Below are 20,545 nucleotides of genomic sequence, written 5' to 3'. Positions count from 1 at the left end.
TGACGGGGGCGACCAGCGGGATTCCCTCGGGATCCCTCCGGGATTCCTTGAGGACAGAAGGTGTCCGCAAGCCTGAGTAGCGTGGGGCGCATGACCTCGAAGACGACCTACCCCGTGCTCGGCAACCGCGCCCTCAACCGCGCCACACTGGAGCGCCAGCTCCTGCTGCGCCGTGCGCCCAGGTCCGCGATGTCCGTGAAGGGCGCCGTCGGACATCTCGTCGGCCTCCAGGCGCAGAACGTGAAGCCTCCGTACCACGCGCTCGCCGCACGCCTGGAGGGCTTCGACCCCGAGGAGCTCTCCGGGCTGATGGCCTCCCGCGAGGTCGCGCGCCTGGTCACGATGCGTTCCACCATTCATACGCACACCGCCGAGGACTGCCTCACCCTGCGGCCGCTGGTCCAGGCGGCCCGCGACCGGGAGCTCAAGCAGTTCCGTACGGGCCTGGCCGGCGTCGATCTGGTCCGGCTCGGAGCCATCAGCCGGGAACTGGTCGAGGAGCGGCCCCGGACCATGAAGGAGCTGCGCGAGGCGCTGCTGATGCAGTGGCCGGACGCCGATCCGTTCGCCCTCTCCGTCGCCGCGCGCTGCGTGCTGCCGCTGGTGCAGGTCACCCCGCGCGGCCTGTGGGGCAGGAGCGGCCAGGTCGCGCTCACCACCGCCGAGCACTGGTTCGGGCGGACGTCAGAGCCCGCGCCCGCGCCCGACGCCACCGTCCTGCGCTACCTGGCGGCCTTCGGGCCCGCATCGGTCAGGGACATGCAGACCTGGTCCGGACTGACCCGGCTGCGGGAGGCCTTCGAGCGGCTGCGGCCGCAGCTGGCCGTCTTCCAGGACGAGAACGGCGTCGAGCTCTTCGACCTCCCGGACGCACCCCGGCCGGACGCCGACACCCCCGCGCCGCCCCGACTGCTGCCGGAGTTCGACAATCTGCTGCTCTCGCACGCCGACCGCACCCGGGTCGTGCCCGAGGAGTACCGGCAGCGGACCTGGAAGGGCAACCAGGCCCACTGCACCTTCCTCGTCGACGGTTACCTCGCCGGGATCTGGCGGCTGACCGAGACCAAGGACAGCGCGCAGGTGATCGTGCAGGCCTTCGGCAAGCTGACCCGCGCGCAGCGCGAGACCGTGGCCGAGGAGGCGGAGCGGATGCTCACGACCCTGTCACCGGCCACCGCGCACGACATCGAGTTCGGCGTCTTCAGCGAGTAGAGGTCATTCCGTACACCTCTGCCGGCGCCGCAAAGGGGCGCGACTCAGTCCGCGCTGCCCGTCGCCGCCACCGTCACGCCCAGGCCGATCATCGCGAACCCGCCCGCGCCGCCCACCATCGACAGGCGGCGCTCCGAGCGGGCGAACCAGTTGCGCGCCGCCGCCGCGCCCAGACCCCACAGGGTGTCCGTGACCAGGCCGATCGAGATCGGGACCAGGCCGAGCAGCAGCATCTGCGCGGGCAGGTTTCCCGCCGCGTGGTCCACGAACTGCGGAAGGACGGCGGCGAAGAAGACGATGCCCTTGGGGTTGGTGACGCCCACCAGGATGCCGTCCACGACCGTACGGAGATCGCCGCGCGCCGGTCCGGACGGGGCCTGCATGTCCGAGACCTTCATGTCCTTGCGGTGCCGGAACGCCTGCACCCCGAGGAAGACCAGATACGCCGCGCCCGCCAGCTTCACCGCCATGAACACCGCCGCCGAGCGCTCCACGAGCGCGCCGATGCCCAGCGCGACGGCCACCACCAGGACGTACGAGCCGAAGACATTGCCCAGCGCCGTGGCCACCGCCGTGCGGCGGCCGTGGGCCAGAGCCCGGCCGATCACGAAGAGCACGCTCGGCCCCGGGATCACGATCACCAGCAGCGACATCGCGGCGAATGCGAGGAAGCGGTCTGTGGACACCATTTGCACATTCAACCTCAATGCCGGGCGGCGCCGCCAGGGCTCGCCCCGGACCGATTGAGCTACGGCAGCAGGCCCGCCCGCCGCGCCGCCACCACCACCTCCAGCCTCGTGTGCGCCCCAGCTTCCGCATCGCCGCCCGCAGATACCCCTTCACCGTCTCCGGCTTCAGCCCCAGCCGCTCTCCCGCCGCCGCGTTCGTCGAGCCCACGGCCACGCACGCCAGCGCGCGCAGCTCGCCGTGCACCTCGCGGACCTCCTCCCACGCCCCGGGTCCCGCCACAGCGCCTGCTCCACATCGCGCGCCGTGGCCACCGCAGCGTCGATGGTCCGCTCGCCGAGCGTCCGCAGTTCACGCAGCGCGGCCGTACAGCACACCCCGCACCTTGCGCCGTACGACGACGGGCACCGCGAGCACCGAGCGCAGTCCCTCCGCCGCGACCGCCGCGTCGTACTCGTGGCTGATGTGCCGCGCCGAGGGATAGTCCGTCACAGCGCACGGTCGCGAGAGTGCGATCGCCTTGCCGCCGAGGCCGTTGCCCGCGCTGACCGCCAGACCGCGCAGCGCTCCCGTAGTCGCGCCGCTCAGCTCGGCGATCCGCAGCTGCCGCGCATCGAGCAGCAGCCCGCCGAAGGCGACCGGCAGCCCGGTCGCACGGCGCAGCCGCAACAGCGCCGCTCGCAACTCCACCGCATCGGCCGGCTCGGACACTTGCTCTCCCCTTCCTCGCTGGGTGTCACCCCCGTACGGGGGTAATGAGACCTGGGTCACTGATTACACGATGTCATTGACTTCCGCTCGCAGCCCTAAGGGGCGGGGATTCCTACCACGGTCGTCTGACCGTCTCGGTGGGTTCCTGCTTCAACGCGCTGTGCCGGTACGAGTACCGGTCTTACCTGCGCTCCACAGGCTGACACCGCCAGTCCGGCGGCCTTGGCGACGTTGACCGCCGCATTGATGTCCCGGTCGAGGACGGTTCCGCAAGCCCCGCACGTCCATTCCCGGATGTGCAGGGGCTTGGGGCCGTCCTTGACGCCGCACGCCGAACAGACCTGAGAGGTCGGTTCGAACCGTCCGATGCGGTGGAAGCTGCGGCCGAACTTCGCGGCCTTGTACTCCAGCATCGTGACGAACGCGGACCATCCCGCGTCGTGCACGGACTTGGCCAGACGCGTACGGGCGAGTCCCTTCACCGCCAGGTCCTCAACGGCAATCGCTTGGTTCTCGCGAATGATCCGTGTGGAGAGCTGGTGGTGGAATTCGCGCCGTGCGTCGGCCACCTGTGCGTGAGCGCGGGCGACCTTGATGCGGGCCTTGTCCCGGTTGTTGCTGCCCTTGGCCTTGCGGGACAGGCGGCGCTGTTCCCGCTTGAGCTTCTTCTCCGCCCGGCGCAGGAAGCGCGGGGCGTCGATCTTCGTGCCGTCGGAGAGGACCGCGAAGTGTCCAAGACCGAGGTCGATGCCGACGACCGGTTCCACGTGGGGCAGCGTCTGGGGAGCGGTCTCGACGACGAAGGACGCGAAGTACCTGCCGGCTGCGTCCTTGACCACGGTCACCGTGGAGGGGACCGAGGGCAGAGCGCGGGACCACTTCACCCGCACATCGCCGATCTTCGGCAGCGACAGGTCACCGCCGGGGGTGATCTTCCACCGGGCGTTCGCGGTGAAGCGGATCGAGTGCCGGTAGTCCTTGCGTGACTTGAACCGGGGCTCTGCGATCTTCGGCCCCTTGCGGGTGCCGTTCATCGACGCGAAGAAGTTGGAGTACGCGGTGTCCAGGTCACGCAGAGACTGTTGCAGCACCACGGCGGAGACCTCACCGAGCCAGGCGCGGGACTGGGTCTTCTTCGCCTCGGTGATGACCTGCTTTGACAGTTCGCCGGTCCTCGGGTACGGCCTGCCCTGTTCGTGGGCATCCTTGCGGGCGCGCAACGCGTCGTTGAAGACGACGCGGGCGCACCCGAACGCCTGGGCCAGCGCGGCGCGCTGAGGACCGTTCGGGTACAGGCGGAAGCTGTACCTCAACTGCATGCCGATCACCGTACTACCGTTGGTTTATGGCTGAGTATCAGAACATCCGTACTGTCGGCACTGCGCTTTCGTCCTCCACACGCACCTGGTTTTGGTGACGAAGTACCTGCGCAAGGTCTAGAAGGACGTACACCTGACGCGCAACCACCGGGCTGAAGCCCGGTGCACTGCGTTAGTCCCGGTAGCCGGTCCCGCGATTAGGAGGACAAATGACGTCACGCAGCGCGACGGAGAGTTTCCGGGCCGCCCGGGACTTCCTGCTACGGCACAGGGAGGACTACGCGGCTGCGTACGAGGGGTTCTCCTGGCCCCGGCCCGAGCGCTTCAACTGGGCACTGGACTGGTTCGACGAGATCGCCGGCGGCAATAGCCAGACCGCGCTGCACATCGTCGAGGAGGACGGCCGGGAGATCACCGTCTCGTTCGGCGAGATGTCCGTGCGCTCGAACCAGGTCGCCAACTGGCTGCGGGACCGTGGCGTGCGGGCCGGGGACCGGATCCTCGTCATGCTCGGCAACCAGCAGGAACTGTGGATGATCGCTCTCGCCGCGATGAAGTTGCGGGCGGTCGTCATCCCCGCGACACCGCTGCTCGGCCCGGTGGACCTGCGGGACCGGATCGACCGCGGACGTGCCCGGCATGTCATCGCGCGCGTGGCGGACTCTGCCAAGTTCGGAGAGGTGCCGGGGGAGTACACCCGGATCGCGGTGGCGGACCGGGGTGCGGCCGATGTGCCGGGCTGGCTCGATTTCGACGAGGTGTTCTCAGCACCGGGGGAGTTCGAGCCGGACGGTGTGACGCGGGCGGACGACCCGCTGATGCTCTACTTCACCTCCGGCACGACCGCCCGCCCGAAGCTGGTCGAGCACACTCATGTGTCGTACCCGGTGGGCCACTTGGCGACGATGTACTGGATCGGGCTGAAGCCTGGCGACGTGCATCTGAACATCTCCTCGCCCGGCTGGGCCAAGCACGCCTGGTCCAATCTTTTCGCGCCCTGGAACGCCGAGGCGACGGTCTTCATCCACAACTACACGCGCTTCGACGCGGCCCGGCTGATGGCGGAGATGGACCGCGCTGGTGTCACCAGCTTCTGCGCTCCGCCGACCGTGTGGCGGATGCTGATCCAGGAGGATCTCGGCCTGTTGCGTACGCCTCCGCGCGAGGTCGTCGCCGCCGGGGAGCCGCTGAACCCTGAGGTCATCGAGACCGTGCGCCGCGAATGGGGGGTGACCATCCGGGACGGCTTCGGGCAGACGGAGACGGCCGTGCAGGTCGCCAACAGCCCCGGCCAGTTGCTCAAAGCCGGGTCGATGGGCCGTCCGAGCCCCGGCTACCAGGTGGTCCTGCTGGACCCGGTCACGGGCGAGCCGGGCGCTGCGGAGGGTGAGATCTCGCTGGATCTGTCGGGTGATCCGGTCGGCCTGATGGCCGGTTACCACGGGGACCCGGAGCGTACGGCCGAGGCGATGGCAGGCGGCTTTTACCGCACGGGCGACATCGGCTCGCGAGACGCTGACGGCTACATCACCTATATCGGCCGCTCCGACGACGTCTTCAAGGCGTCCGACTACAAGATCTCGCCGTTCGAGTTGGAGAGCGCGCTCCTGGAGCACGAGGCGGTGGCCGAAGTGGCGGTCGTGCCCGCGCCCGACCCCGTACGGCTGGCCGTGCCGAAGGCGTACATCGTGCTGGCGGAGGGCTGGGAGCCGGGGCCCGACACGGCGAAGCTGCTTTTCGAGCACTCGCGCGCGGTTCTTGCGCCGTACAAGCGCATCCGGCGGCTGGAGTTCGGCGTGCTGCCCAAGACCGTCTCGGGCAAGATCCGCCGGATCGAGCTGCGCGAGCGCACGGCCGAGGGCTCGACGGCCGAGTATGTGGAGGGAGATCTGCGATGAGCCTTTCCTACGCGCACGGCACCGGCACGACAGCGCTGCTCGGCGACACGATCGGCCGCAATCTCGACCGGGCGATCGCGGCGTGGCCGGACCGCGAGGCGCTGGTCGATCTCGGCATGGATGCTCGCTGGACGTACGCCGAATTCGGCGCTGCGGTGGACCAGTTGGCGCGAGGCTTCCTCGGGATCGGTGTCGCCAAGGGGGACCGGGTCGGGATCTGGGCGGTCAACTGCGCGGAGTGGGTGCTCGTGCAGTACGCGACCGCCCGGATCGGCGCGATCATGGTCAACATCAACCCGGCGTACCGGGCGCACGAACTCGAGTACGTGCTGAAACAAGCCGGGATCTCGGTGCTGTGCGCCTCGCAGCGGCACAAGACCAGCGACTACCGGGCGCTGGTGGACCAGGTGCGGGCCAACTGTCCCGACCTGCGGTCCGTCCACTACATCGAGGACGGCTCCTGGGACGTACTCCTGGACGCGGCGCCTGCCGTCTCGGACGAGCAACTGGCGGCCCGCGAGGCGGAGTTGTCCTGCGACGACCCGGTCAACATCCAGTACACCTCCGGCACCACCGGCTTCCCCAAGGGTGCGACGCTCTCGCACCACAACATCCTCAACAACGGCTATTTCGTGGGCGAGATGATCGCCTACACCGAGCAGGACCGCATCTGCATCCCCGTCCCCTTCTACCACTGCTTCGGCATGGTGATGGGCAACCTCGCGGCGACCTCGCACGGTGCCTGCATGGTCATCCCGGCACCGTCCTTCGACGCGGCGGCCACCCTGCGCGCGGTCGCCGAGGAAGGCTGCACCTCGCTGTACGGCGTACCGACGATGTTCATCGCCGAGCTCAACCTCGCCGACTTCGCCTCGTACGACCTGTCCACGCTGCGCACCGGCATCATGGCTGGCTCGCCCTGCCCGGTGGAGGTCATGAAGCGCGTCGTCGCCGAGATGAACATGGCCGAGGTCTCGATCTGCTACGGAATGACGGAGACCTCGCCGGTCTCCACGCAGACCCGCCGGGACGACGATCTGGAACGCCGCACCGGCACGGTCGGCCGGGTCCTGCCGCACGTCGAGGTCAAGGTCGTCGCCCCCGTCGGCGGGGTGACACTCCCGCGCGGCGAGGCGGGCGAGCTGTGCACCCGCGGCTACAGCGTGATGCTCGGCTACTGGGACGAGCCGGAGAAGACGGCCGTGGCGATCGACGCGGGCCGGTGGATGCACACGGGCGATCTGGCGGTGATGCGTGAGGACGGCTATGTCCAGATCGTGGGCCGGATCAAGGACATGATCATCCGGGGCGGTGAGAACGTCTATCCGCGCGAGATCGAGGAGTTCTTGTACGCCCACCCCAAGATCGCGGACGTGCAGGTGGTCGGGGTCCCCGACGAGCGCTACGGGGAGGAAATCCTGGCCTGCGTGATTCCGCGGGATGCGGGGGATCCGCCGACGCTGGAGGACATCGCGGCGTACTGCAGGGAGCAGTTGGCGCACTACAAGATTCCGCGTCGGCTGGAGGTCTTGGGCGAGTTCCCGATGACGGTGAGCGGGAAGGTGCGGAAGGTGGAGCTGCGCAGGCAGTACGGCTGAGGGGACGATGCGCACACCTGCCGGTACGGCGCGAGCCTGCCGCGATGACGCCCACGGCCGTGCACAGAAGGCGACCCCGTGACCGGACCCGCTCAGGGGGTCGCACCGCGGCCGGGGAGGTGTCCGGCCGGCTGCGCCAGTCAACGTGGCCAGCGGGACGATCCTCAGACGCGCTCCGGCAGCAGGCTCTGCTGCCGCGGAGGGTGTTTCGGCCGTGGCGGGAGGGCTGTCCGTGGATCCGGGTGTGCCGCTGCGAGACGATGGTCGTCACTCGTGACGGTCCGCGGCTGCGCACCCTCAGCCTGTGGCTGATACGGAGCTGGAATCGAGGTCGCGGCGCTCCAGTTCCTGGCGGAGGCGGGTGAGTGCCCGGTGCAGGGTGCTCTTGACAGTGCCGGTCGACATGCCGAGGGCGGCGGCCGTCTCTTGGGTGGATATCTGCTCCCAGTGGCGCAGCAGGACGACGCTGCGCTGCCTTGGGGGGAGCACTTTGAGGGCGTCCATCAGCTGGGCGCGGTCGGCGTGCTGTCCGGTGAAGTCCTCGACGGATGTGTCCGGGAGCTGCTCCGTGGGGATCTCCTCCAGCTTGCGGGCCCGCCACCACTCGGTTCGCGTGTTGATCATCACGCGGCGCAGGTAGGCGTCCGTCAGGCGCTTGTCCGTGATGGCGTCCCAGCGGCCGTACGTGCGTACGAGCGCGGTCTGCAGCAGATCCTGCGCGTCGAGCGGGTCGGCGACCAGACGCCGGGCGCTGCGCAGCAGCGCGTCCTGCCGTGTACGTACGTACTCCTCGAATTCCAGCACCTTGTCCTGGTGCTTGCGCAGGTTCACGTGTCGGTTCCTTACGTTGCCAATGGGTGATTTCGGTGGCTCATGCCTCGAAGAGCCCGGGCAGAGCGGCGAGCTGGGCGCGAATCTGCTCGTACGGCGGTACCGGGCTGGTGATGTCGTCACGGACGGCGGGGCCGGCGTCGTCAGTCCAGGGCCTTGCGGACGGCGCTCAGGATGGCTTCGGTGTCGGCACCCAGAGCGCGGGCGGCTGCGGTGAAGTCCCCGGCCAGCGTGGCGAGTTGAGCCGGATCAGGATGCTTCGGCGCAGGCGGGAGTGCTGCGACCCGGGTGCCTGCCCCACGGCGGGTGCGGATCAGCTTGGCGGTCTCCAGCTCACGGTATGCGCGGGCCACGGTGCCCGGTGCCAGGCTCAGGTCGGTGGCGAGCTGACGCACGGTCGGCAGGCGTTCGTCCTCGGTCAGTCGGCCTGTGGCGATCAGCGCGGCGAGCTGGGCGCGGATCTGCTCGTACGGCGGTACTGGGCTGGTGGTGTCGACGCGGACGGCGAGTGCGGTCATCGCCGGGCCGCCCGGGGCACCGCCACGGTGAACAGGGACCATGCCAGGGTGAACAGGGGCAGCAGGCCCAGGGGGTAGATCGCCAAGGAGGTGACGGAGCCCATCGTGCTGGCGCAGTTGTCCGTCAGCCAGGTGGCGATCATCAAAACGACGAGCAACAGCAGGGCCGAGACCAGCACCCCCCAGGCTGCGACGATCGCCCACGAGCGGTCGCGGCGCTGCTGGTCGTCGCCCGCACGACGGGCGACACGGCGCAGGGCCCAGGCGCAGGCGACTGTGCCGATGGCGAGAGAGCCGAGGATCTGGCGGCTGTGGAAGATGCCGGGCCAGAGGATGACAGGTGGTTCGGTCCCGTCACAGCCGCCGTCACCAGCCATAGCACCGATCGCCCGCTCCATGCCGCCTTGGGTGGCCGTGGCATCCCCGATGCCCACCAGCACGACGAGGAATACCGCCTGGAGGAGAAGGAGACGGGTGATACGGGGCGGCACGTGGTCCCGGACCCGGCGCGGGGTGAGGCTGGCGGTGCGTACCGCCTCCCGAGGACGGGGGGTGAGGGCGTCGCCGAGCAGGACGCCGCCCACCGCGCACAGGCCGAAAGCGGTGACGTAGCTCACCCAGGGCACGCCGATGTCGTAGAGGGGGTAATTGGTGATGTCTACGGTGGCCCACAACGGTGCAGCCACGACGCCCACGGCCAGACCCGCCCAGCGGGCGTAGCGGTCGGCGTGGGCACGGAGGCGGGATTCGGGCCGATCAGTGTCGAGCATATGGGGACCCCAGTGAGTGGTGACGGCTGCGCGGCTTGCACCCGGCGGTAGCGGGCGCTGCTTGCCGCAAGCCCTGTTTGTATCGAGTGGTTAGTACAAGATGCACCGGGACGGAATCTTGTGTCAATAGCTCGATACAAGCTGAGGCGAGTGGCCATGCCAAGCACTGCACAGCACGCCCCCCGCCTTCGCGTGCTTCGTCGGCGAGCACGCAGGCGAGGAGGTCGAAGGCTGTAGCGGGACGGCCGTACCGACTGACGCGCTCTCGCGGGGGAATCTTCCGGAGGCCCACGAGATGTTCGTCTGCGGTAACCGCATCGCGGGCGCGCGGTTCTCTCTGGCCATGCCTGACTGGCCGCACCTCTGGGTCGGAATGATGCGCTGCCACGAGTCCCGGCAGGCGTGCGCCAGGTCTCGTGTGCCGGCAGTGGCTGGCCTCGCGTGGATCTGAGGCGGCGAACGGCGACCGGTCGATCGGCTCGCCCGCCCTCCCGACGTGGCGGCACAGGTAGTTTCCCGGTCTCTGGTCTTCCTGTCCCGGCCGCAAGCTGAGGTATTCGCCTCCTGACGGAAGCGCGCCGCTCGCCGTCCCTGCGAACGAAGGCAGAAACCTGATGCGGATCACCATGCCCCGCGAAAAAACCCCGGCCCGCAAGGACTCCGGCGGTCTCTCGGACCCTCCTGGCCCGCAGCGTGCTCGGCGATGCGTAGGTGCGCTGTCCCTGATGCTCAGGGTGCCGGCGGGCCTGGCAGTCGCGGTGCCCCTGGCCGCCCGTGCCGCACCAGCCCTGCTCCAGATCTATCCAGTTTGGTCGGTCCACCAGGCGTCGCCCGACAACCGGCTGACCATCAACGGGAAGCGGATGCCGGTCATGGACCATCCGGGATACGACCCGCAGTTGGCCGACGTCCACGTCCGGGTGCCGGAGGGCGTTGTCAACGACTGGATGCCCTCTGCTGGGACTAATGACGTGCCGTGATGCTGATGGCACAGCACATACAGCACCCGGCTACCCGCTTCACCAGACCAAACCAGCCCGACATGCCGTGCGTGATCATCACGATGGACCGCCAGGGGACCGCACCGCTGCTGCGGAGCATGGCCAACGCCGGACTGACGCCGCCGCTGGTCCAGACATGGGGCTCACACGCAGCCTATGAACAGCTCCTGGCACGTCCACGTTCGCTCGCGATCGTGGACGTGCCAAACCCTCGCTGGCTGCCGACTCTCCACCAGCGGATCGGTCCCCTGACCAGGCTTTCACCGGTGGTGCCCCTTGTACCGAGCGGCGCCGATGCGGCGGCGCTACTCGACATCGGCGCCGCGAACGTCCTCGATCGGAACATGTCGGTCCGTGAGTTGGCCGCTCGGCTTGTCGCTGAGCAGCGCTGGCTCATATCCACCGCGGCGCGTCCCACACCGTGCTCGCCGTCCTCCGCGAACCCGCTGTCCTCGTCACCGCGGCCGATACATTGCTCCCAGCGACTTCTGCTCTGCCTTCTGGTCCAGCACCGACAGCCGTGGTGCTGCCACGACCTCGCTTGGCTGCTCGGAACCCCCGAACAGCCGCTGCGGCGGCCCGCGTTGCGCGCCCGGCTGGCCCGGCTCAAGCCCCACCTGGCACGTCTCGGGCTGGAACTGTCGACGGGAGGAGACTGGGGACGCACACGGTACGAGGTGCGGCCACACACTCTCCGCATCGCCGACTCAAGCAGCGCTGGACTGCCCCCGAGGGCCTCTCTGAACTTCTTCGGCACACGCCAGGCCGGCGCCCACCAGGATCGCCGGTGCGGCCGACTGTCTGCGTGATCCATGTGGTCGGCTGGTGCTGGTGACCGCGGCGAGCGTGCAGGACCGCGATGCGGCCGTCGGGCTGCTTCAGGGGGTGCGTACGCTGTACTTCTCCATCCGCCTCGTCTGGACAGACAGCGGCCGGCTTGTCGACTGGGCGGCCGGCACCGACACCGTCCGCACCGAACCGTCCGCGCTGGGCGGCGGAAGACGTGCCCGCGCCGCGGCTTCGTAGGCTTCCCAGGGCCGTTCGACCACCGCTTCCGGCGTATCGGTGAGCCCGCGGCGAGCAGCTCATGCAGCAGGGCCTGGCTGTCCTCGCAGTGGAGAAATCCACCTGCTGGGCTGCCATACCCTGCGGAAGCTCCATGTCGATGCCAGGACCGGTGAGTTGATAGGAGTTCGAACTATCGGGCCGACGCCTGCTCGGCGTCGTCCGGCCCCGCGTCGACGATCACTCCAGCGATGACCTCGGCAAGCACGGCGTTCGGGCCCCCTCCCGGCGGGCCTCGAAGCCCGGTACGGCGAAGATGGCCATTGCCGTCCTCTGTGGATAACTCGTACCGAATTTTGGCGACTTGGCCCCCGGCTCCCGTGAGCCGACCGACTTCCAGGGGGTTGGGGGGTGCCTTGCTCCTCGCACGGTCGGCCGGCGGCTGGCCGGAGCACGCAGAACGCAACGTGCCCGGAGAATCAGCATGCTCAGAACGAACTGACTCTGAGCAAACGCTCCTTGCCTGCACGGATAGGCCCGGCCCATGATCCGAGTGCAGTGGACGATGGAGAACGCAAAGTGGGGACCCGAAGAAGCGGCCTCCTTGGGCCTTGCCCCACCGCGTACGCTGGCCGAGAGGTGATTCGATGTCGTCGCTCCAAGAGAACGTCCGGAACCACCGACGCCGGACGGGAATGAGTCAGGAACAGCTTGCCGAAGCGGCGGGCCTTTCCGTGCAGGTGGTCCGCAAGGCCGAGCAGGGCGGGAACCTCCAAGTCGAGACCATCCACATGCTTGCCAGAGCTCTGGGCACCACGACGTCGAGCCTCTTCGCCACCGAGGCGCCCGAACCCCTCCAGATCAACGACGGCGACGGCCCGAAGCTGTCCGAGCTGCGCCGGGCTCTGATGCCGCCGGTCGGGCTGCGGGAAGTGATCGTCGAGGCCGAGCTGGCGCCCGCTCTGTCCGCGATTCAGTGCGACATCGACGACAGTCACTCCCTGTACCACGCCGACCGCTACGACAGCGTCGCCAAGCGCCTGCCGGGCATCCTGCGGGATGCCGAGGCAGCCGTGACCCTCGCCGAGGGCGACGAGGCCCGCCAGCAGGCCATCGTGGTGCGCGCGAGCGCCTTCCTGCTGGCCGGTAAGTACCTGACACAGGTGCGGCGTTACGACATGGCCTATCACGCGCTGTCGCTCGGTATCCGGGATGCTCGGGAGGCCGGCGAGAAGCACATCGCCGCCACGGGTGTCGTCGGCATGGGCTGGCTCCTCCTCCGGCAGGACCGCTTCGACGAGGCCGAGCGGCTGGCTACCGTGACGGCCGAGGAGATCGAACCGCGTATCTCCGGCGCCACGGCAGGCGAACTCGCGCTCTGGGGCGAGCTGCTCCAGCGTGTCGCCTCCGCCGCGATGCGGAACAACCGCCCTGACGTGGCGAAGGAGGCCCGGCGCATGACGGCGACCGCCGCGAGCGCGCTGGATGTCGAGCACGTCAACTTCCGGGAGCACTGGACCACGTTCGGGCCGGTGACCGCCGAGGCGAAGGCGATCGAAGACCTGTCGCTGATCGGGGACGCCCGTGGAGTGCTGCGGCGAGCCGATGAAGGCCCGGTCGGGCGGAAGGCGTTGAAGCGGTTCGGTCGGCCGAGTGCGAACAACTGGGATCGGCACCGGCTGGACGTTGTGCGGGCTCACACGCTGCTCGGGTCGCATCAGGATGCGATGGAGGAGTTGAGTACGATCCGGCGGTCGTCGCCGGAGTGGCTGAAGCATCAGGCGATGGCCCGGCGGATCATGGGGGACATCCTGAGCAACCGGAAGCGGACCCTGACTCAGGACATGCGGGAGATGGCCTCTCACCTGGGCGTTGCGGGGTAACTATCATGCCGGGTGGTAGTTCCTGACGATCTGTCGGGCAACTACTACGGGCCATGTCTGGCTGGCCGTGATCGCCGCCCGTAATTTCATGGTCATGGGGAGTGATGAGGAGACCAGACCGGGAGTCGGCGAGCTCGCCAAGGACACCGCCAGCGGGAAGATCGGCGTGGTGATGGGCGAGTGGGCGGGGCGTGTGCACATGCGCCCGGCCGGGGGCGGTGTGGAGTGGGATGCCCTGCCGCACCATGTTGTGGCGCCTTCGGCGCGCGAGGAGTTGAGCGCCAGGCTGGCGGTGCGCAACGAGATGACGAGGTCGCGCCCGTGAGCGAGCCGAAGACGGTCATTCGACATGTCACGTGGCATCTACGGCCCGATCAGGAGCCGGATGCCGAGCCGTCCACGTTCGCGTTCATGTGCGTGGTGTGCGGGGAGAACTCCCGAGCCAGCGAGGGGTGGGAGGAGCCGCAGGCGTGGGTCCTTGGGCACTGCGGACGTAACCCGTCGCACCTGACCTACCGGGAGGTACTCACGCGCCCCTGGAAGACGTGGATGACCCCCTGAACCGGCCCCGCTTTCGCGCTTCCCCCGTGGCGCTTGGGTGGGGCCTCCTCATGCGCGAAGACCCCCAGAGCGCCGGCCTGGGGGCTTCGTCATTGGTGTGTTCGGGCCGTCGCCCTGCGCTACTTTGTAGGAGTCACCGCCCCGCAAGTAGTGGGGGCCGACAGGCGAGCAGGTAGCAGCAACCGCCCGGCACCGCCAAGGAACGAAGGAAGCGCCCCCCTCTGTATGGGGGCCAGGAACCATCCGCCACACGGGTTCTTGTTGAAGGCTGCGCAACAAGGCTCGACCCCGAGGGATCTCGGCGCGCCAGCGCCGCGGCTCCTCAACCACCGTTTTCGTTTTCGGTGGCTGGTCGAGTCTTGTCATCACCAGCCACCCTGCTTTTGGGAGGTTGTTGTGAAGGTCAGTCGCGGAGCCGTGTTCGCGGATCACCGTCTGTTTCATGCTCGCTGTGATCGCGGGTTTCGTGTGCGGTACCGTTGCGGCCCTGCTTCGGGAGCCCGTGGCGACCTGCTTCTTGTGGGCGGGGGGCACCACGGTCGGCACGCTCAGCCTGGCGGCGCTCGGCATCTACTACATGGCCGGAGGCGGTACGCCCCCCGCCGACTCGCAGCGGGGGGCGTCTGGGCCTTGATCAGCGCACAGGGCGGGCCCCGGTCGCGCAGTCCTCGTCGGTGGAGTCCTCGATCGAGGTCACCGTAGGTGGTGAACTGCTCAGCGGTGATCCGTTCGTACGGGCCTGCTCTCGGGTGCCCTCGACCATGATCGTGGTGCCCCTTCATGTCGGGCAGCCAGCGCTTGATCACGTCCATCGTCTCGTCCGCGTCCAGGCCCTCGGGCACGTTCGCGGTATAGCTGACTGGGTTGTCGGCGTACTTGGTTTGATACATCGCCTGGAGGGCGAGCATCTGGTCGAGGGTGAGCTCGTCGGCGGACTCGACGATCGTCGTGTTAGGGCGTGTGTGACGTCGTGATCAATCTTGCCGATCCGGATTCGTTTGGAAGCCGGATCCGGTAGGAAGACGATCGTGACGCGCAGGCAACTCACCGACGAGCAGTGGAAGTTGATCGAGCCGTTCCTGCCGATAGGCGAGTACGGCCCGTACCCCGAGCGGCTGCGTGAGCAGTTCGAGGGGGTGATCTGGCGGTTCCGCACCAGCAGTCAGTGGCGGGAGATGCCGGGCGAGTTCGGCCCGTGGCCGACGGTCTACGGCCGCTTCCGGGTCTGGAGGGACGCCGGCGTCTTCACCGCGCTGCTGGAAGGCGTGATCGCTGAAGCCGCCCGCCAGGGGCAGACGGACTTGTCCCTGGTCAGCGTGGACTCCACCACCGCCCGCGCCCACCACGACGCCGCCGGGATGTGCATCGGCAAGGAGGTCATGGAGGCCCTCGAGGAAGCCGCCGCTGACCAGGAACGGCCCCGGCAAAAGGGGGCGGCCCGCCGGAACAGAACGGACAGGACGGAAGGGACGCCCCCGGCCAGGACGAGCGGCGGCACATCAGGCGACGGCGCAAGCTCCGCTTGAAGGAAGCCCTGCTCGGCAGGTCCCGTGGCGGGTTGACCAGCAAGGTTCATCTCGCCGCTGACCCCAAGTGCCGTCCGTTGTCGTTCGTCCTGACCGCAGGACAGGCCGCCGACAGCCCGCAGTTCGTCCCCGTGCTGCAGAAGGTGCGGGTCCGTCTACCGGTCGGCCGTCCCCGGACCCGGCCTGACGCTGTCGCCGCGGACAAGGCCTACTCATCCCGCGCCAACCGCGCTTACCTGCGGAAACGCAACATCAAGGCAGTCATCCCGGAGAAGAAGGACCAGGCCGCCAACCGAAAGAAGAAAGGCAGCCGGGGCGGCCGGCCCACACGCCACGACGCCGAACTCTACAAGGGGCGGAACACCGTCGAGCGCCTGATCAACAAGCTGAAAGCCTGGCGGGGCATCGCAACTCGATACGACAAGACACCCGAGAGCTACCTCGCCGGCCTCCACCTCCGCGCCTCCATGATCTGGATCAACGACCTGCTGAAGGCAACTGATTGATCACGACGTCACACAGGCCCTAAGGCCCATCGCCTCGACCCCGGCGACGAGCTTGTCCTTCGTGGGGAAGGTGACGACCATCGTGTTGCCGGACTGGTTAAGGATGTCCGGCTCCACTTGGTCGCCCTCGAACTCGAAGCAGGCCACGTTCGCGGCCTGCGCCAGGTCCGTCATCGAGAAGCGGACGCGGCGCAGGAAGTGCCGGCCGTAGATTGGGTGGATGCCTTCGCTGACTCCGGGCATCTTGGCGAAGGTGCCGGTCGGCGCCACGGTCGTTACTTTCACGGGCTCGGGATGCGGAGAGTGAAGGCGTACTCCCGAGCCTGCTCGCGGACGGTGTCGTGCATGTCCCGCAGGCGGCGCGGAAGTTCTCGTTGTAGGACGCTGTGGAATGGGCTCACGCCCCAGCGGAGATCAGCTTATCCGCCGCCGCGTTCACCGGCTGAGGGCTCCCCGTCAGGTCCATGACGAAGAGCGGGACGCCAAGGTCGTCCGCCCGGGACCTCGCGTCGTCCGCGTATCCCGCGAGGGAGAAGAAGACGCCGGCCGCGGAGATGCTCAGCCCGTTCAGCCACAGGCACTCGACGTCGCGCAGGGTGGCCGGGTGGGTGGAGGGGTCGACCTGGGCGACCAGGCCGGGGCCGCGCAGGTCGATTCGGGAGGAGGGTCGTACCTCCGGCTGGACGACGTCCTGGAATCCGAGCCACTTCAGATAAAGCGCCGCCGCGGTCACCGCGTCGCGCGCGGTACGGATCGTGACCGGCCGGAACGAGGGGCGCGGCACGGTCGCCGTGCGCGGCAGCGGGATGTGCGACGGGCGCGCGGCGAAGTACATCGTGTCCGGCGCGCCGGGGCCGGGGGCGCTCACCGGGCGGACCGGGATGCGCAGCACCGTGCCGCAGGGACAGCCGAGCTCGGGCTGCGGCCAGTGGTCCTGGCGACCGCAGGCGAGGCAACGCACGGTCACCCAGTCTTCCGTCCAGGTGCGGTGCGTGATCCGTTCCGGCGGGGCGTGCAGCAGCGGCGGCGCGAGCGGGGCGCCGCAGGCGCAGGGATAGACCGGCGACACGAACACGTGGTCGCGGCGGCAGGACGGACAGCGGACCGGCACCGTATCGGCCATCGCGCTCCCCCTTTTCCGTTCGTACTGCCGTCCATCGTCCACCAAGCGGGATGCCTTGGGGCGGGACTTCGGTCATCCCTTGACGCCGTTCTGTACGCGCCTTAGATTGCTTCCGTATAGCAGAACTAAACTTCCGCATTACGGAATCGCTGCTCTGGAGTGACGCGAAAGAGCCCGAGTCCGACCGGCCGAAGCAGGAGCACCCATGCCTCGTATGACCGCTGCCCGAGCGGCAGTTGAGATCCTCAAGCGCGAAGGCGTCACGAACGCGTTCGGTGTGCCGGGCGCGGCGATCAACCCCTTCTACAAGGCCCTGCAGGCCGGCGGCGGCATCGACCACACGCTCGCCCGCCATGTCGAAGGCGCCTCCCACATGGCGGAGGGCTACACCCGCGCCAACCCCGGCAACATCGGGGTCTGCATCGGCACATCGGGCCCCGCGGGCACCGACATGATCACTGGCCTGTACTCGGCCATCGGCGACTCCATCCCGATCCTGTGCATCACCGGCCAGGCGCCGACCTCCGTGATCCACAAAGAGGACTTCCAGGCCGTCGACATCGCCTCGATCGCCAAGCCGGTCACCAAGGCCGCGACGACCGTCCTGGAGGCCGCGCAGGTCCCCGGCGTCTTCCAGCAGGCCTTCCACCTGATGCGCTCGGGCCGCCCGGGCCCGGTCCTCATCGACCTGCCCATCGACGTCCAGCTCACCGAGATCGAGTTCGACCCCGAGACGTACGAGCCGCTGCCGGTCTACAAGCCCGCAGCGACCCGCGCCCAGGCCGAGAAGGCGATCCGGTTCCTGCTGGAGTCCGAGCGCCCGCTGATCGTCGCCGGCGGCGGCATCATCAACGCCGACGCCTCCGATCTGCTGGTGGAGTTCGCCGAGCTCACCGGTACGCCGGTCATCCCGACCCTGATGGGCTGGGGCACCATCCCCGACGACCACGAGCTGAACGCGGGCATGGTCGGTCTGCAGACCTCGCACCGCTACGGCAACGCGACCTTCCTGGAGTCCGACTTCGTCCTGGGCATCGGCAACCGCTGGGCCAACCGCCACACCGGCTACAAGCTCGACGTCTACACCAAGGGCCGGAAGTTCGTGCACGTCGACATCGAGCCCACCCAGATCGGCAAGATCTTCGCCGCCGACTTCGGCATCGCATCCGACGCCAAGGCCGCGCTGGAGCTCTTCGTCGAGGTGGCCAAGGAGCTGAAGGCCGCCGGCAAGCTGCCCGACCGCTCCGACTGGGTCGCCTCCACCCAGGAGCGCAGGGCCACACTGCTGCGCCGCACGCACTTCGACAACGTGCCGATGAAGCCGCAGCGCGTGTACGAGGAGATGAACAAGGCCTTTGGCCCCCAGACGCGCTACGTCACCACCATCGGCCTCTCCCAGATCGCCGGCGCGCAGATGCTGCACGTCTACAAGCCGCGCCACTGGATCAACTGCGGCCAGGCGGGCCCGCTCGGCTGGACCATCCCTGCCGCGCTCGGTGTCGCCACCGCGGACCCGGAGTCCCCGGTCGTCGCACTGTCCGGCGACTACGACTTCCAGTTCATGATCGAGGAGCTGGCGGTCGGCGCGCAGCACAGGATCCCGTACGTCCATGTCCTGGTGAACAACGCCTACCTGGGCCTGATCCGTCAGGCGCAGATCGGCTTGGACATCAACTTCCAGGTCAACCTGGAGTTCGAGAACATCAACGCCCCCGAGCTGGGTGTCTACGGCGTCGACCACATCAAGGTCGTCGAGGGCCTGGGCTGCAAGGCCATCCGGGTCACCGAGCCCGACCAGTTGCTGCCTGCCTTCGAGGAGGCCAAGAAGCTGGCCGCCGAGTTCCGGGTGCCGGTCGTCGTCGAGGCGATCCTGGAGCGCGTCACCAACATCTCGATGAGCAAGACGGCCGACATCAGTGATGTCACCGAGTTCGAGGAGCTGGCGACGGAGCCCGGGCACGCGCCCACGTCCATCAGGACGCTCAAGGTCTGAGCGCCCGCGCGAGCCACGAGCGGCGCCCGTCCCGGAATCACTCCGGGGCGGGTGCCGCTTCGTGCTCTGCGCGCAGGACGCCGACGACCGTCGCGATGCCCGCGCGCTCGCCGAGACTGCCGAAGCCCAGGACGAGTTGGGCCGGATCCCTCGCGCCCGACGAACAGCTCGTACGCATCGCCCTGGCGGTCGTCCCCGTGGAACACCGCACCGAAGGCCTGACCTGGCTGACGACGGCGGCCTCGGCGGGCACTGCGCTGGGCGCGCCCCTGTCGGGCCACCTGATCGACGCGTACGGCCCGGGCGCGGGCTAACTCTTCGCCTTTTCGGCGCGGGCCTGATCGCCTTGACGGTCACCGTCCTGCGGCGCAACTGCCTTACGGCATAGCCGCGCAAAGGAGAGCGCCGAGCTGCGGGCCCCTCCGCAACTCGGCGCTCTGGCTGTGCAGTTGGTACCGCCCGACGACACGCTGGCGCGATTGGACGTTCGTGTCGCCGGGCGGAGACTAATGGGTGCGGTGAAAGGCCACTCGCCCACGGCCGTGGGGGGATGGAACAGCGCGCGAGTAGCCAGGGGTTGATCGCCCCACGGGAAGAGAATGCCCAACTGGACGGCGTCGGTGATCACGGAACCTCCGTGAGATTTGGTTCCTCGTCCCGACGCCGTCGTTGGGTTCACGCGCAGCCCGCAGCCCGCAGCAGCATCGAGGACACCATCGCCCACACCGGTTGCCCGGCGGGCCCACAGCAGCTCTGCCCGGGCGGCAGGTCCTCAGGCGAGCCAGGTCGGTGCATGATCACGGCGCGGATTTCTCGGCTGTTGCGGCTCACCCTGAACCCATGCCGGTGGTCGGAAGTCGTCGGCCACGGATACGCCACGTTGCGTGCGGTCCGTTGGGACGAGAGCGAAGCATCGTCCCGAACTCCGGCCCCGTCCCTCGGCAACGAACCATCACCCTCGGCCGGCGTCCCGCGAACCCCGCCCGGCGGCACCTGCTGGCGCCGCCCCACCTCAGTCGGAGGCGCCACCCGTCGTAACAGCACCCATGACGCGCGGCACCAGCCGCTCCTCCGTACGCCCCGCACCTTCAACTCCCCACAAGGGTTGAGAGACGACATCCAAATCTCCCGGACATTCCGTGATCCCCGGGTGTCTCCCGTTCGGCAGTCTTGGTCACCGAGAGCGCCGTCCGCTCGTACACGGCTGAGCCTCACTCGAGTGATCTTTCAGCAAGGAGCGATGGGTGCCCAACAACTTGTCCCCGGGCATTTACCTGGAGGAAATGGAAAGCGGATTCCGCCGAGTTGAAGGCGTGTGCACCGCAGTTGCTGCCTTCGCAGGATTCGCTGACCAGGGCCCGCTGAACCAGCCCGTGCGGATCAGCAACTGGAGCCAGTACACG

The 20,545-nt window shown here is 68.5% G+C and carries 19 protein-coding genes and 2 pseudogenes; 12 read left to right on the top strand and 9 right to left on the bottom strand.

Features of this window, described 5'->3' with window-relative positions; genetic code table 11:
- The first annotated feature begins 90 nt into the window (after positions 1-90).
- Positions 91-1,212 carry a winged helix DNA-binding domain-containing protein gene (locus OG905_RS08805; protein WP_328667180.1) on the top strand — a complete coding sequence of 374 codons (1,122 nt, stop codon included), beginning with the start codon at positions 91-93 and terminating at the stop codon, positions 1,210-1,212.
- A gap of 44 nt (positions 1,213-1,256) precedes the next feature.
- Here the strand turns inward: OG905_RS08805 and OG905_RS08800 are convergent, their stop codons facing one another.
- The 3 genes and pseudogenes from OG905_RS08800 to OG905_RS08790 all read right to left on the bottom strand — a co-directional run bounded on the left by OG905_RS08800 (position 1,257) and on the right by OG905_RS08790 (position 3,929).
- Positions 1,257-1,901, bottom strand: coding sequence for a LysE family translocator (locus OG905_RS08800; protein WP_328667179.1), 645 nt, complete (start codon positions 1,899-1,901; stop codon positions 1,257-1,259).
- A 59-nt stretch (positions 1,902-1,960) separates the two neighbouring features.
- Positions 1,961-2,610: pseudogene (locus OG905_RS08795) on the bottom strand (response regulator transcription factor).
- A 95-nt stretch (positions 2,611-2,705) separates the two neighbouring features.
- A complete protein-coding gene (locus tag OG905_RS08790; protein WP_328667178.1) occupies positions 2,706-3,929 on the bottom strand; it encodes an RNA-guided endonuclease InsQ/TnpB family protein in 1,224 nt (407 codons plus the stop codon).
- A 209-nt stretch (positions 3,930-4,138) separates the two neighbouring features.
- Between OG905_RS08790 and OG905_RS08785 the strand changes: the two genes are divergently transcribed.
- Entirely contained in the window at positions 4,139-5,827 is a 1,689-nt protein-coding gene (locus OG905_RS08785; protein ID WP_328667177.1) for an AMP-binding protein, read from the top strand.
- Positions 5,824-7,425, top strand: coding sequence for an AMP-binding protein (locus OG905_RS08780; RefSeq protein WP_328667176.1), 1,602 nt, complete (start codon positions 5,824-5,826; stop codon positions 7,423-7,425). Before OG905_RS08785 ends, OG905_RS08780 begins: the two co-directional genes overlap by 4 nt.
- Before the next feature lie 297 nt (positions 7,426-7,722).
- Here OG905_RS08780 and OG905_RS08775 read toward each other — a convergent pair whose 3' ends face one another.
- The 3 genes from OG905_RS08775 to OG905_RS08765 form a co-directional block, all read right to left on the bottom strand.
- Positions 7,723-8,250, bottom strand: coding sequence for a SigE family RNA polymerase sigma factor (locus OG905_RS08775; protein WP_443044063.1), 528 nt, complete (start codon positions 8,248-8,250; stop codon positions 7,723-7,725).
- Between the two features lie 149 nt (positions 8,251-8,399).
- Entirely contained in the window at positions 8,400-8,774 is a 375-nt protein-coding gene (locus tag OG905_RS08770; protein WP_328667174.1) for a GntR family transcriptional regulator, read from the bottom strand.
- A complete protein-coding gene (locus OG905_RS08765) occupies positions 8,771-9,544 on the bottom strand; it encodes a hypothetical protein (protein WP_328667173.1) in 774 nt (257 codons plus the stop codon). Before OG905_RS08765 ends, OG905_RS08770 begins: the two co-directional genes overlap by 4 nt.
- Positions 9,545-10,269: 725 nt before the next feature.
- Between OG905_RS08765 and OG905_RS08760 the strand changes: the two genes are divergently transcribed.
- The 6 genes from OG905_RS08760 (at position 10,270) to OG905_RS08740 (ending at position 14,628) form a co-directional block, all read left to right on the top strand.
- Complete coding sequence (locus tag OG905_RS08760) at positions 10,270-10,524, top strand: hypothetical protein (protein WP_328667172.1); 255 nt, start codon at positions 10,270-10,272, stop codon at positions 10,522-10,524.
- Between the two features lie 846 nt (positions 10,525-11,370).
- Positions 11,371-11,571 (top strand): hypothetical protein, encoded by a 201-nt coding sequence (locus OG905_RS08755; protein WP_328667171.1) that lies wholly within the window; start codon positions 11,371-11,373, stop codon positions 11,569-11,571.
- 626 nt (positions 11,572-12,197) lie between these two features.
- On the top strand, positions 12,198-13,433 hold the full coding sequence (locus OG905_RS08750) for a helix-turn-helix domain-containing protein (protein ID WP_328667170.1): 1,236 nt from the start codon (positions 12,198-12,200) through the stop codon (positions 13,431-13,433).
- A 94-nt stretch (positions 13,434-13,527) separates the two neighbouring features.
- Positions 13,528-13,758, top strand: coding sequence for a hypothetical protein (locus OG905_RS08745; protein WP_328667169.1), 231 nt, complete (start codon positions 13,528-13,530; stop codon positions 13,756-13,758).
- Positions 13,659-13,994: a DUF7848 domain-containing protein gene (locus tag OG905_RS39075; protein WP_443043909.1), complete on the top strand. Its 336-nt coding sequence runs from the start codon at positions 13,659-13,661 to the stop codon at positions 13,992-13,994. The genes OG905_RS08745 and OG905_RS39075 overlap by 100 nt, the downstream gene beginning before the upstream one ends.
- A gap of 442 nt (positions 13,995-14,436) precedes the next feature.
- Positions 14,437-14,628 (top strand): hypothetical protein, encoded by a 192-nt coding sequence (locus tag OG905_RS08740; RefSeq protein WP_328667168.1) that lies wholly within the window; start codon positions 14,437-14,439, stop codon positions 14,626-14,628.
- On the opposite strand, the gene OG905_RS08735 is transcribed toward OG905_RS08740, so the two are convergent.
- Positions 14,629-14,757, bottom strand: a complete 129-nt coding sequence (locus OG905_RS08735) for a hypothetical protein (RefSeq protein WP_328667167.1) — start codon at positions 14,755-14,757, stop codon at positions 14,629-14,631.
- Between the two features lie 265 nt (positions 14,758-15,022).
- Here OG905_RS08735 and OG905_RS08730 point away from each other — a divergent pair.
- Positions 15,023-16,026: pseudogene (locus OG905_RS08730) on the top strand (IS5 family transposase).
- Here OG905_RS08730 and OG905_RS08725 read toward each other — a convergent pair.
- A complete protein-coding gene (locus OG905_RS08725) occupies positions 16,027-16,311 on the bottom strand; it encodes a hypothetical protein (RefSeq protein WP_328667166.1) in 285 nt (94 codons plus the stop codon). It lies immediately after the preceding pseudogene.
- A 112-nt stretch (positions 16,312-16,423) separates the two neighbouring features.
- Positions 16,424-17,149: a hypothetical protein gene (locus tag OG905_RS08720; protein WP_328667165.1), complete on the bottom strand. Its 726-nt coding sequence runs from the start codon at positions 17,147-17,149 to the stop codon at positions 16,424-16,426.
- Between the two features lie 205 nt (positions 17,150-17,354).
- Here OG905_RS08720 and gcl point away from each other — a divergent pair, with 205 nt between their 5' ends.
- Both gcl and OG905_RS08710 read left to right on the top strand, forming a co-directional pair.
- Positions 17,355-19,142 (top strand): glyoxylate carboligase, encoded by a 1,788-nt coding sequence (gene gcl, locus OG905_RS08715; RefSeq protein ID WP_328667164.1) that lies wholly within the window; start codon positions 17,355-17,357, stop codon positions 19,140-19,142.
- A 95-nt stretch (positions 19,143-19,237) separates the two neighbouring features.
- Positions 19,238-19,456, top strand: a complete 219-nt coding sequence (locus OG905_RS08710) for a hypothetical protein (RefSeq protein WP_328667163.1) — start codon at positions 19,238-19,240, stop codon at positions 19,454-19,456.
- The last annotated feature ends 1,089 nt before the right edge of the window (positions 19,457-20,545 follow it).

Source organism: Streptomyces sp. NBC_00322, assembly GCF_036147535.1.
Lineage (GTDB): Bacteria > Actinomycetota > Actinomycetes > Streptomycetales > Streptomycetaceae > Streptomyces.
The sequence above is the reverse complement of the archived record's forward strand: the minus strand, read 5'-3'. Positions and strand labels throughout refer to the sequence as shown.